Below are 12,325 nucleotides of genomic sequence, written 5' to 3' on the forward strand. Positions count from 1 at the left end.
CTCGTCCCTCCTAGAATTTAATATACGTATGCGGGTTGACGGCGTTAGTTTTGCTGTAATTCCAACGACCGCGATGTAATTCGAAATGAAGATGTGGCCAGTCCGACCAACCCGTGTTACCGACGTAACCGATCGTCGTTCCTGCCGTCACTTTCTGCCCGACTTTTACTTTTGGCTTGGCATGGATATGGGCATAGACACTTTCCCACGTCTGACCATTGACTTGATGCATGATATAGACGACCCAACCGTACGAACTGGACCACCCGGAACGTGTCACGACACCGTCAGCAATCGGATGCAATCGAACCTTGCCCGTTTTCGAGCGGTCGATCAATACATCAATCCCAAAATGTCCAGCAGGGGTCTTGAATTGCTTCCGACCCATCCAACCACCAGCCATCGGGCGCACGAACGCTTTGGATGACGGCTTGCTTTTGGTAACTCCTGCCTTGATGCGATTCCGGTAATGCGATTGGATTTTACTCCACTCACCCGCTTTCTGACGGGCATCCGCTCGTCCTAAGCCTTTTTCGAGGATGCTGATCTCAATGTCGCGACGACCGAACGGAATACATTCTTTTGCCGGCAATCCCATATCAATCCGTTTGCCTTTGATGGCACCTCCGACGTCTTCAGCGAGGTAGATGCCGCTGTATTCCGGCTTCGCTCGACACTTGATGTAGACGACCGATCCCATCGGTATGAGTTTCGGGTCGACGGCGATACTCCGCTTCGTTTTAAACTTGTTGCCGGACGCTGTCGTCCCCGTCCCATTGATGCCACCGAGCGCGGGGTTGTATGCCGTCGCCACCCAACCTTTGCTGAATTTCAACGCGATACCTTTGACGGATTCCGTCGTGTTCCCCAGCGCGTCTGTGTTTTTTTGGACATCTGGCTTTTCATAGGAAATCGACGGCAATGAGGTACTGACGACCGCATCGGCATCCATGACGACATGATTCGGATAGATGTCGTACTTCACGTTGTCCATGTAATAGCCATGTGCAATGACACTATCTTTTGATTTGATGTAGGCGTAATCCCCGGAAAAGAAACGCTGTGCCGAGGTCGAGACGACGTGACGGAATGTTCGCGTCACCTTCGCCTTGTTGTTTTTATCAAGTGTCGCCTTTGCCTCTTTTCGGGCATCGGTATCATTCGTCGCATCACTTTTGATGTAGGTCGAGAGACGCCCATATTTCTTGATGCTGGATGAACTCTTGGCCACTCCGTCAGCTCGCCGCTCTCGGTTGCGTGCCCGGACATAGTTCTTTCGGTCTTCATTCGAAATCTCGACCTGTGCGTCCGTCACACCTTCACTGAGGACGGGTACGTTCTTCGGGCGACTCCGCTCGTAAATCCGTAATCCGTTGTCGTAGCGGATCCAATAGGACTTCTTCGTTTTCTTGCGGTCTTCCGTCAACAAGGAAGCGAGAACCGAGTAGTAGCTGTCGTATTTATCCGCTCGATAGTCCAACGCTCGTTTATGCGTGTACTTTCCATTCGGCAGCACTTTCGGTTTGATTCCGGCTTTTCGACAGACCGTATCCACTGCTTTCCGAGTCGTCGTCCCTTTTTTAAAGTAAAAGTCATCCTTGTTCTTCACGAGATAGAGCAGCGGATCGTAAGCGGTCAGGCTGATGACACGGTCCTTCTTCTTGATGACGAAGATATGGCCAAAGAACCAAATCCGCTTGCCTTGCCGCACGGAGATATGTGCCCCGTCGAAGTTTGGGAGGTCCGCGACCCGCATCAAGTCGAGTGACAGTTTGACCGAAGCTTGCGCCACGCTGTCCTCGAGCTTGATCGGGATGATGACGGCATGGCTGATGTCATACTTCGAATCGATATAGACGCGGAGATCAGCCATAATACAACACCATCCCCGGATAAAGTCGGTTCGGGTTCTTCCCGATGGCCTTCTTGTTACGGGTATACAGCGTCCGCCAGTTGACCTTCAATCGTTGCGCGATGACCGTCAACGAGTCGTTCCGCTTCACGACGTACTTCTTTGGTTTCTTTCTCGTCGACTTCGAACTGGACTTCTTCGAGGACTTCGGACGCGTCGAGGAGCCTTTCCCCTTTTTCTTTAGTTTGCTGATTTTAGGATAGGCGTACTCCTCGAACGTGACTTCGAATTCAAGATCCGCTTGCTTGGCGCTTCTGCCTTGCTTCGGTTTGTCTTGCCAGGAACGATAGGACAACACCCGGCACCGCATCGTCTGCTTCGTGTCCGTGATGGCTAAGGTGACGACCTCTTGCTTGGCTTGCACCCGTCGCAACGTACTGTCAAGCGTGTTCGGCAACACGAACTTACCGGTCTGATAGGTCCGCTTGGTACCGGGGAAATGGCTTGCTAACGAAAAGGTCTTCAAACCCGTCGCCGTGATGAACGAGTAGGTCCGTCCGCGGATACCATCATGTGTTTCGGTCTTCTTATCGCCTCCGGACAATCCGAGCCCGGGAGGCGTGACCGGGAACGTCATCGTTCCTTTACTATGCTTGATCGTAATCAATCCAACATCGCCTCCAAGTTATGCTGCGGTAAGTTCCGGTTCAAATCTTCCATCTTGTCTGCGATAAACGTCATAAACGTCAATCCCATCTGCTCGAGCTTCGCTGGATCATCGCCTAAAGCACCTAAATCTTCCGGGCGGATATGCACGTTGAAGACATTTTGCGCTTGAGCGTTTTGTGATTGATCGAGTTTGTTGGTCGTACTTTTCGTATTGAGTGTCGGTGGCAGTGGCTGGCGGGATTGTGTCCGGAATGGTGTGATGACCCCTTGACTGATGACCGTCTGTGTCATCCGTTGCAAGGCAGGAATCCGCTGTTTCATCCCCACTTCATGCCCTTCGACCGTTGATGCACCAATCGGGATGATCGTTCTAGCCGGTGAGTTGACTTGGAGTCCTTTGCTGAACCATGACGGAATCAAATCCGTTAATTCAGATACCTTGTCAGAGACCCATGTGAACCCGCTCGCCATACCATCTACCAATCCACGAATGATGTTCTTCCCGATCTTGCCTAGATCAATGTCTTTTAAGAACTTGACCGCGTCGTCCCATCCCGCTCTTACTGCTTTAGACACTGCAGCCATGGCATCGTCAACTGTCTTACCAAAATTACCGAAGACTTTCGTCACGATGCCTTTGATGATGTCTGAAGCAGTCCGGAAGGTGTTCCGAATTGCCGACCATGTCGTTTCAATCAATTTCCCCGCAGTTCGCATGACCGTGGTAATGATCGTTGAAACTAGATTGAAGCCAGTCTTCACAGCCGACCAGATCAATTTGACAGCTCCTTGGACGATAGAGACATAGCCTTTAAACATATTCCCGATGAATCCGCGGGTCGCTGAGAGAACATTCGAGATGTTTGATTTTACGTAATTAAAGCCACTTGCAACGGTCGCTTTGATGCTTGCAATCCCACCGCTGAAGAATGCTTTAATCGCTCCCCAGAATCCGGTGATGATACTTTTCCCGCTCGTCGCCAGTAATCTGAATCCGCCAAGAACTCGACCGACGAGTAGAAGGTTAACGTAGTTCCAAATGAATTGGATAGCACCGAAGAATGCCTGTTTGACGCCTTCCCACATCTTTTTAAAATCGCCCGTGAACAATCCGGAGAAGATTTTAACAACACCCAAGATGACGTTCAGTGCTCCTTGGATGACGCCTTTGATGTTCCCCCATATGCCTTTAATGATGAATAGGATAACCGGCATGATGAACTGGATGACGCTCCAAATGCCTTGGAAGACATTCCGGACCGCTTGCATCAACTGCGCTCCATCGCTTTGCCAAAAGGCGCGGATCTTCGAGAAGACGGATTTAGCGAGATTGACAATGGCGCTGAACGCACTTGATAAAACCGCTCTAATTTTTCCGGTAATCGTGAAAATTTGCAAAATCACGGCCGGGCTGAGACCTATTCGATTTAAAATACTGGCTGAAGCTCCGTTATTTCCGACCAACGACGCAAAGACACCTTTGATCAAGGTGCCGACTTGCTTGAATTTTTCTCCCACACTTTTAGCGGAGGCTTGTAAGGATAAAATCCTATCGCGAAAGGCATCGATTTGTTCGTGATTGAAGTTTGCGCTGATCATGATTTTCCGCGCCTTGACGAAGTCTCCTGACAACATGGCTTTCAATCCTTGGATTCCACCACGGAACTTATCAGAATAGGTCCATGCCGCTTTAAACCCGGCGACCAGTAAGGCAAGTGACCCTACGACAACACCAATCGTTACGGCGACAGGCGCAATAAAGGGAGCGACGAGCGCGAATCCCTCGATAAGCATCGGTAGCAATCCGACAAGGATGGCAATCCCGCCACCTAAAATCAAGACAGCGGCTAACGTTGCCGCACTGACAGCAATCATCGTCTTCATCGATTGGGGCAACATATTAAATGCATTGACCAATCCGGTCACCAATGTCGCCGCTGATCGGATCGGACCTTTCAGTCCATCTCCTAAAGCAATCTGAGCGGATTCCGCTGCACCGGTCATCTCTTCTAACGCGCCTTTCAAGTTATCCTTCATCTTGTCCGCCGCTTCTTTCGAGGCACCGGCGCTGTTCTCTAACGACTTTGTCATCTTGTTGATTCCAGAAGGACCTGCCTTCATCAACGTTAAGAATCCAGACGCCGATTCTGTTCCAACCAATTGAGCGAGAGAGGCTAGTTTCTGCGCATTCGTCATACCTTCAAAAGAACTTTTCAGATTCTTGACCAATCCTGCCATTCCTACAAATTCACCTGATGCGTCGGTCAAATTGATACCTAACGTCTGCATCAACTTTCCTGTTTCCTCAGATGGCTTAAGCAGGGCAAGTAATCCACCCCGTAAGGTCGTACCTGCTTGTTCACCTTTCATGCCAGCATTCGTCAACAGTCCAATCGAAGCGGCCGTTTCTTCCAAACTGATACCTAGAGCAGCTGCCGGTGGTCCTGCGTATTTCAGGGCATATTGCATATCTGTGATGTCCGCTGCAGTACGGTTAGCGGTCTCGGCCAGAATATCCGATACACGACTCGCTTCTGTCGCCTTCATGCCCCATACGTTCAAGGCTGATGCTACGACCTCTGCTGTTTGTGCCATGTCTGCACCCGATGCTTCTGACGCACTGATGACTCCTGGCATCGCAGAAAGAATCTCTTTCGTCGTCATCCCGAGCGCGGCTAATTTTTCTTGTCCGGCAGAAACCTCAGTCGCACTCTTCGAGGTAGCTGCACCTAACTCAAGTGCGGATTGACGTAGGCGATCTAATTCACTACTCGATGCACCCGCAATAGCACCGACACGACTCATCTGTGCGTCAAAATCGACTCCTGTCTTGACCGCTGCGCCTAATCCTGCCGCTACTCCGATACCCATAAGACTCGCCGCTCCGCCTACTGCCATCAGTGACCCGGAGGCACCCTGCATGCGCTCGAACGTCGTTTGGGTCTGTCTTGCCTCGTCCTGCATCCCTCTCATCGAGCGGCTGACGCGGTCCGAGACCTCGGTGAACATGTCTCGTAAGATAATCGATGCAGTCAACGTTTGGTTACTCGCCACCTCGTCATCCCTCCTCGTTGTTTTGTTGCTCTTGCTCCGCTTCCATGACGATTTGTTCAGAAGCCATCAAGAAGAGCTTGACGTTATAGGACGCATTCCAAAACGCTTCCGGATGCACTTGTTTCCGCTGCCACAAGACATGCGCCCATTTTAGATCGGAGTCCTCCCCGTCCAGGATGCTGGCCTTTACTTTCCCAGCGCACCATCCGGCTCATCGAGTCCTGATAAGGAGATGACCTCACGGGAAGCATCCGCGACGCTGATCGTCGCAAAGAGTTTCGGGATGATCATCTCCGGAGCGGCGACAGGGAGACCTAGTTTTGATGCCAATTCCATGCTACGGAACGACATAGCTGTCCGGCGGGAATCGAGTGCCTTGTCAATAATCAGACAGTTGTATTTCAATTCATCGAGTTCTTCCGTGATTTGTCCGCGTGGTCCGTTGAGTTTGCGAATCGCTTGTTTCCGGATTTTGCTTTCCTCGTCTGCATCGAGTGCGTTGATCGGAATGTCGAACCATTTCCCATCGATCGCCATCATCTTGACGCTACCGGCTCGTCGGTTTGTGACGTCGATATCGAGTAGATCCGCTAGCGTGACGAACTCGTTTGATGTACCCGCTACTGTTTCTTGTGTCCCTGCTTCATCCACTTCGTGGTCATATCGGTTTTGTTCATTCATCTATGTGTCCCCCTCGAGTTAAAACGAAAAAAGGAGACCGAAGTCTCCCGCTCGTTTTTTATAAAAATTTGTAATCGTCTGCCGTGAAGGCTAAATCCGTGTCGCCAGTGTCTTTGACCTTGAAGCCAATCAAGTCGACCTCATCGAACGTAACGCCCATGACTGCAACCTTTTCTCCTGGAAGGTCTGGGTCACGATGTTCGAAGATGAGCGTACGCGGAGCATCCGGATCGTTCAGGATACTACGACGAAACTTTGCGATTTCCGCTGTCCAGTGCATCTTGATCTTTCCGCTGATCTCAGAACCCATCGTCCGGTTTCCATCCGCCTTCGCATTTCCACGCTCGACTTTCTTCTTGTTGAATTTGACCTTTACTTCTGCTTCCGTGACTTCTACCATTGCTCGTCCGGTTTCGTCGTATACCTGCCCATACTTGCCGCGGAGTACTTTCCGCGGATCCAGTACCGGTAACTTGTCATCATAGGCTTGAGACATGTAGTTCCCTCCTGTTTGCGTTCATTTTATTTAGAAGACTTATGACGCTGTGTTATTTGCATAGATTTGAGTAGCTGTCCCGTAGACCGTGAACGCCGTCTTAAAGTAAGCTTCCGTCTTGTACGCCTGTTCCGTCGCCGTCTCACCATGGTAGCGGCTATCCGGAACGCAATCGTAGACCGGTTCGATGACTTCGATGTTCGAACTTGCGAGTGGTTCGAGGACCAGTTGTTTAATCTTCTCGGCCACAGCATCCCGCTTGGATGGACTGTTCGACTGCGAGCGGAAGTACTTCTTAAAGACGATTTCCTGTTCTTCCGTGATGAGATCAAAGACGTTGATGGTCTGAATCTGTTGCAAATCACGTAAAGCGGCATCTGGGTCCGCTTCCGCATCGATGCCGATCAAGGCGTCAAGACGAGAAAAGTCCGTCATCGAGTTGATTGGTGCATTGTAGACGACGTCCTTGCCTTCCGCTTTTAGCAACAGGTACCCTTCTTCGATTTTCTGATTCGCGTCGACATCCGATAACTTTTCAAGGTCATCGAAAATCGTCCGATGTCCCGCTAACGAGCGGTTGACCGGAATCGAGATGGCAGCGGCTAACGCCAAAACGGCTTGTTGTGCCGGCGAGTACTCGACACCATCCTTGTATGCCTTTTGCATCGTCGAGATGGCACCGTAGTAGTTGACGTCCGCTGATGCCAATCCACCGAGCGCTGTCTTCACGAATTGACCGTTCGGACGTTGTGTCCGGACGAAATCCAAGAACATTGCTTGAATCGCGCTATCCGAGACCCCGTCATGAATAATCGCATTCGCATATTCGGTTTTTGCGATTTCAAGAAATTCACCGTAATCGAGTGCCGTCAATGTTTCTCCGGAATGTCCAGTCGTCAACAGTTGCGCGACGACGTTCGCCGGGAGTGCATCGGTCACTTTCTCAATGCGGATGTACTTCGAGTTCGCTGCAAGCGCAACAAGATCGTCGTTCGATGCGAAGGTCAGCTTTTCGAGCTGCAGGGCATTTTCCGTCAACAGTAATTCTTTCTTGCTACTGTCTCCTATAACGGGACGGACCGTCACGGCGAACTGATTACCGCGTGCGCCTTTATAGCGGGCTTTGACCTTGATGGATGTCAAGTCCAGTACCGCTTCTTTCGCCGCTGTCGCCGCTAGACGATAGACCTTGATTTCTTTAAGAGAGACGACATTCGTACCATCTTCCCGTGCAAAGGCACTGTTCAAAAATGCATCTTGCAAGAGATAAGAGGATTGTCCGCTGCCGAATGTTAATTTCGCTTCATCCGCCGAGCGGACGGTCACGATTTGATTGATAGGACCCCAGTCAGCGCGGATGGGCATGAGGAGTGTCCCTCGTGCCGTTGATTCGACACCGGATGTCGTGGCGATATTAAACCGGACATACACGTCCGCTTGACGTTCATGACGTCCAGGAATCATTGCTTTTGCCATGGATCATTGCACCTCTTTCTGTTTAAATGCTTCGATGCGTTCAATAGCATCGGATTGCGACATCTCTGGCTGACCGAATAAGGCACCAACGACGAGATGACGTGGATAACCGAGTGCAGCATGCGCCCCAATCAGTTCTTCTATCGGATAAATCGGTTCTTCTGAAGCAATTGTTCCCGCTTCGATGGCTTGTTTACGTGCCATTCGTGTTCAACTCCTTGTTAAATAGTGCGGTATCGAGGGATGGCAGTTCGACCTCTCGCTCTGACACGTACCGCTGACCGATGATTTGAAAGTTCAAGGCATCGTCAGCAATCAACGTATTCAGAAACTCGCAGTCGTCCAGCTTCCCGTCCGCTTCAATCCAGTTCCCCTCAGCGTCGACGCTGATCAACGGGATCTCTTGGCAGCCGACCATGAGTAGGGTCGCAATCCGTGAGACGAACTCTTGCATCTTGTAAGGGTCGTCCACGAACAGCGTACCGAGAATCATCGGTTTGTAACGATACCAACCTGCGCTAAAAATCTCAGGTGTCCCCCGCGGTGGAGCCAAGACGAAGAAGGGACGTTCTGCCCCTTGCTCGACTGGCCGGTCATACCCGCGGATGCCTGTGGTGTCCTGCACGAACTTAAGCACGGATCGTACGTCTTGGACACCTAACTGATCACTATCAAAGTAGCTCATCGAAAAATGCCTCCAATTCACGATTAATAAAATTCTGACCGTCGCTCTCAAATGAATGCCAGGCGTTTTTAAAGAAATGTTTTCCCATGACGGTCATCGGCGTCAACCACATGCCGCCATCATGGTCCGGACGATATTCGAACTTGTCATTCTTCCATTCACCGGGGATAAATCGCCGGGATTGCCGGTGACCGTTCTCGACCCAATCGGCATATTCGACGTTCGTGCCGAACACCAGTTGTATTCCTTTGATTTTTTGCACTTTAAAGATTGCATCTCCGCTGTTCGAACCGCTTGCAGCGGCGACCAGTGAATTGCGTAACCGTCCGTCCATGACCGGAGCGACAGCGGACACACGATCGAGAAAAGCGAACGCGGTCAGTTTCCCGATCCGCTCCAACTCGCCATCGAACTGGTCACGCTGTGCATTGAACCGCTCAAACAGACGGTGGTCATCCAACTTAAACTCAAAATCACTCATGCGCTATCCACGGCCTCGACTGGGATTTCATAATGATGAATGCCCACGTGGTCATGAACCGCATACGGACGCCCACAGGTGAACGTCCCGTATGCATGCAATCGATCATTCGAGTAGATTTGCAGTTCATCGCCGGCTAACAGCAGCACTTTCGTATGAACCAAAAAGCGGCGATTCAATTCATTCTGCTGATAGGACATGCTCAAACGGTTCTCTTGCTCCGCTAAGCCGACCGGAACATCATGCAAGACTTCCGTCCGCTTCGACGTCGCATTGTACTTTGCGGTCGATTGCGTCATCCGGAAGACGTCTGCTCGTTGAAACAAGAGTGAATCGTACGGATCAAACGGGTTCATAGGAACACCACACCCGACGACTCTGGTTCCGGTTCGAACGGATTGAGGTACGGTTCAAGAAAGAGCAATGCCTTGTTCAGGTATTGATTTGACGTCTCCCGTGTTTCCTTGTAATCCGATCGTTCGACACTCTTAAGTTTTGGGACGGCCTCGTCCATGACGAGATAGCAGACCACTAACTTAATGGGTTCCGGTACAGGGAGCGGCAATGGAATCCGTTTGACTAAAAAACGCTGCTCGACCTCGATGATGGCTCGGGTCAAGGCAGCGGCTAATTCTGTTTCGGGCAGATTACTTAAGGTCGGCAGTTTCGCCATCGCTTCCGTCGTTGTCATCACGATCATCTTCGGCACCTCCGCCTAGTGGTTCGATGGCTCCAATCGCTAACAATTCCTTCGCAATCGCATTAGTGACGTCCAGCTTCGAACCCGCTTTAAAAACCTTACCTTTGTGTTTGACGTTCATAAGAGTTGTTACTTTCATGTGTTCTCACTTCCTTTCGATTCGAGTGGCGTAAAAATCAAACGTTGATGTGGTAGATGGCATTCGGACGTTGGAGCGCTGGGAACGCCGCTTCACCAACTTCGATGATTTCGTCTTTCGTCTCTTGTTTTTCCCATGGATTGACGAAGATACCCGGTTCACCGTTCCGTTCAATGGTCGGCCCTTGTGCCGTATAACCGAGTTGGTTGTCCGTTGCTGTTCCGATCAGGACGATTCGACGTTCCGGAAGATAGCGTTTCGTTGTTGCTCCGTCCGGCATCGTCACGACCTGGTCGTTCGTCTTGATGCCTGGTAACATGTTGGCTTGCAAATAATCGTCGATGTCTCGCGGAAGCACATTTCCACCTGCTACACCTTTGATGGCGTCGACCGTACTTTTCGCTTTCATGATTTCACGAAGCTGCGCAAACGGCATATGGATTTCAAGCGGCATCTGCCCAGCATTTTTTTCCTTGAAAGCAAGGGAAGCTTCAATCAAGTCTTCGAGCGGGTTCGCCGTATCGAATTGATCCCACTTATCCGCTCCAGTCAGCGCCAATTTGTTTTCCGCTGGGATACCAAAATCGATATCCAGTTTGACGCCCTCGTAATCGTAGACCAGTTTCCCTTCGTAAATGGCAGCGGCACGGAGTAGTTCTTCCGTGTACTCCACACCGAGGCGGAGATCCGCGACGTTCGTCAAAGCACGTACGAGGACCGCTTGTTTCTCACGATCGTTTCGTGCGTTCGTATATTCGAGCTGATCGCGCTCGCTGAAGCGGATACGGTGTTGGATCTTCGCAACTTCACCCATCGCTTGAGCGAGTTTCTTTTTGTCGCGGAACGGTGCAGGTGCTCCGAACTCACTGAGAGCGGCAGCAGTCACACGTGTCGCGTCCATGATGTCGTACATGAAGTTCGTTGAGTACATCGGTTCGAGCGGTAAGAAGGAACGTAGGACCGGTGTGAACGGCACCTCACGATTTTCGACGAGACCGAGCAACGTTTGAGGCTTGAATTCTTGCAGTGTTAAGAATGTTGGCATGTTGGGTTCAACCCTTTCTATTTTTCAGATGAATTACTGGAATGAAATCATTTTAGCGGCTGTTTTGAAACCTGCCGTGATACCGGTGCATTTCGCTTCGTTGAGGTATCCGCCGATATAGCCGATCCCGACGACATCCGCGCCTTCGAGGACAAGCTCTCGACCGAGGACAGCGGCTTTCCCAGTAGCGGCTTTCGCGTCATCCCACGGCTCCGCTTTCTTCGTTGCTGTCACGACAAGCAGTGCTGCCCCTGCTTCAAGGCGTCCTGTCGGGAATTTCGTCACATCTAACGTGACGTTGATGGTTTTGGATCCGACTGTATCCGCAAGAATTTCTTTCCCTGCTGAATAGTTCTTTGTAACGGGCGTCAGTTTCATGTTTGTGTCATCCTCTCAATTTCGTTATCGTTTGTTCTTTCCGTTCAAGCTGTCCGCCAAAGACTTCCCAAGGTCGTAGCCTTCCTTCGGTGCTGGTGGGTTCCCTCCACCCGGAGGCGTCGGTGGATGTGTCGTCGATTGTTTGATGAGGTGCGGCTTCGCTGCCTTCAAGGCTTCGAGTGCTTCTTTGATGCCGGTCACATTCCCCTCTTCGTCCACTTCGATTGCTGTGCGGTCGAGGAAGACTTTCGCATCCGATGGGTCGATGAATTGCATCTCGTTCGCCAAGACTTTGACTTCCGCATTGATGATGCGTTGATTCGCCTTGTCGTTCGCAGCCTTGATTTGTTGTTCGACGTCGCTGTTCTCATCAATCCCGAGTTCTTTTTTCAAAACGGCAATCAACTTATCTTTGTCTTCCGACTTGGTTTTGGCATTCGTGCGGTGTTGAGCCGCTTCTTTGCGTAGTTTTGCAATCAGCTTGTCCTTTTCGTCCACTGGTGGGTCGACTTTCGGCGGATCATTTGGTGGGTCACCAGCCGGTGGGTCAGCTAGCGGCGGGTCCCCTGCAGGTGGATCATCAAGTGGCGGATCTTCCGCGAAGAACTGAATCGGGAGTTTCAAACGATAGGTCGGTTTCCATGGTTTTGCTGTTTGCATGAGCGTTAC

16 protein-coding genes are annotated in these 12,325 nt (G+C 50.9%); all 16 read right to left on the reverse strand.

Annotated elements, in window-relative coordinates:
• Positions 1-10 precede the first annotated feature (10 nt).
• From ACHA8N_RS06620 to ACHA8N_RS06695, 16 genes are read right to left on the reverse strand one after another with little or no spacing between them, the layout of a single operon-like run.
• Positions 11-1,873, reverse strand: coding sequence for an XkdQ/YqbQ family protein (locus ACHA8N_RS06620; RefSeq protein WP_393965178.1), 1,863 nt, complete (start codon positions 1,871-1,873; stop codon positions 11-13).
• Positions 1,866-2,519 carry a LysM peptidoglycan-binding domain-containing protein gene (locus tag ACHA8N_RS06625; RefSeq protein WP_393965179.1) on the reverse strand — a complete coding sequence of 218 codons (654 nt, stop codon included), beginning with the start codon at positions 2,517-2,519 and terminating at the stop codon, positions 1,866-1,868. The genes ACHA8N_RS06620 and ACHA8N_RS06625 overlap by 8 nt, the downstream gene beginning before the upstream one ends.
• Positions 2,516-5,575, reverse strand: a complete 3,060-nt coding sequence (locus tag ACHA8N_RS06630) for a phage tail tape measure protein (protein WP_393965180.1) — start codon at positions 5,573-5,575, stop codon at positions 2,516-2,518. The genes ACHA8N_RS06625 and ACHA8N_RS06630 overlap by 4 nt, the downstream gene beginning before the upstream one ends.
• A gap of 4 nt (positions 5,576-5,579) precedes the next feature.
• Positions 5,580-5,711, reverse strand: a complete 132-nt coding sequence (locus tag ACHA8N_RS06635) for a hypothetical protein (RefSeq protein ID WP_393965181.1) — start codon at positions 5,709-5,711, stop codon at positions 5,580-5,582.
• A 50-nt stretch (positions 5,712-5,761) separates the two neighbouring features.
• Positions 5,762-6,256, reverse strand: a complete 495-nt coding sequence (locus ACHA8N_RS06640; RefSeq protein WP_393965182.1) for a phage tail assembly chaperone — start codon at positions 6,254-6,256, stop codon at positions 5,762-5,764.
• A 58-nt stretch (positions 6,257-6,314) separates the two neighbouring features.
• Entirely contained in the window at positions 6,315-6,752 is a 438-nt protein-coding gene (locus ACHA8N_RS06645) for a phage tail tube protein (protein WP_393965183.1), read from the reverse strand.
• Between the two features lie 39 nt (positions 6,753-6,791).
• Positions 6,792-8,228: a phage tail sheath N-terminal beta-sandwich domain-containing protein gene (locus tag ACHA8N_RS06650; RefSeq protein ID WP_393965184.1), complete on the reverse strand. Its 1,437-nt coding sequence runs from the start codon at positions 8,226-8,228 to the stop codon at positions 6,792-6,794.
• Positions 8,229-8,231: 3 nt separating this feature from the next.
• Positions 8,232-8,432, reverse strand: coding sequence for a YqzN/YkzM domain-containing protein (locus tag ACHA8N_RS06655; protein ID WP_393965185.1), 201 nt, complete (start codon positions 8,430-8,432; stop codon positions 8,232-8,234).
• Entirely contained in the window at positions 8,422-8,913 is a 492-nt protein-coding gene (locus tag ACHA8N_RS06660; RefSeq protein ID WP_393965186.1) for a hypothetical protein, read from the reverse strand. The genes ACHA8N_RS06655 and ACHA8N_RS06660 overlap by 11 nt, the downstream gene beginning before the upstream one ends.
• The gene (locus ACHA8N_RS06665; RefSeq protein ID WP_393965187.1) at positions 8,900-9,394 is read right to left on the reverse strand and encodes an HK97 gp10 family phage protein; all 495 of its coding nucleotides are present in this window, start codon (positions 9,392-9,394) and stop codon (positions 8,900-8,902) included. Before ACHA8N_RS06665 ends, ACHA8N_RS06660 begins: the two co-directional genes overlap by 14 nt.
• On the reverse strand, positions 9,391-9,750 hold the full coding sequence (locus ACHA8N_RS06670; protein WP_393965188.1) for a hypothetical protein: 360 nt from the start codon (positions 9,748-9,750) through the stop codon (positions 9,391-9,393). The genes ACHA8N_RS06665 and ACHA8N_RS06670 overlap by 4 nt, the downstream gene beginning before the upstream one ends.
• Positions 9,747-10,094, reverse strand: a complete 348-nt coding sequence (locus tag ACHA8N_RS06675) for a hypothetical protein (RefSeq protein WP_393965189.1) — start codon at positions 10,092-10,094, stop codon at positions 9,747-9,749. Before ACHA8N_RS06675 ends, ACHA8N_RS06670 begins: the two co-directional genes overlap by 4 nt.
• Positions 10,042-10,233 carry a DUF7210 family protein gene (locus tag ACHA8N_RS06680; RefSeq protein ID WP_393965190.1) on the reverse strand — a complete coding sequence of 64 codons (192 nt, stop codon included), beginning with the start codon at positions 10,231-10,233 and terminating at the stop codon, positions 10,042-10,044. Before ACHA8N_RS06680 ends, ACHA8N_RS06675 begins: the two co-directional genes overlap by 53 nt.
• Positions 10,234-10,270: 37 nt before the next feature.
• Positions 10,271-11,278, reverse strand: coding sequence for a major capsid protein (locus ACHA8N_RS06685; protein ID WP_393965191.1), 1,008 nt, complete (start codon positions 11,276-11,278; stop codon positions 10,271-10,273).
• 33 nt (positions 11,279-11,311) lie between these two features.
• The gene (locus ACHA8N_RS06690; protein WP_393965192.1) at positions 11,312-11,656 is read right to left on the reverse strand and encodes a hypothetical protein; all 345 of its coding nucleotides are present in this window, start codon (positions 11,654-11,656) and stop codon (positions 11,312-11,314) included.
• Positions 11,657-11,680: 24 nt separating this feature from the next.
• Entirely contained in the window at positions 11,681-12,316 is a 636-nt protein-coding gene (locus ACHA8N_RS06695) for a phage scaffolding protein (protein WP_393965193.1), read from the reverse strand.
• Between the last annotated feature and the right edge of the window lie 9 nt (positions 12,317-12,325).

Origin of the sequence: Exiguobacterium sp. S22-S28, from assembly GCF_043359615.1 — a bacterium.
Lineage (GTDB): Bacteria > Bacillota > Bacilli > Exiguobacteriales > Exiguobacteriaceae > Exiguobacterium_A.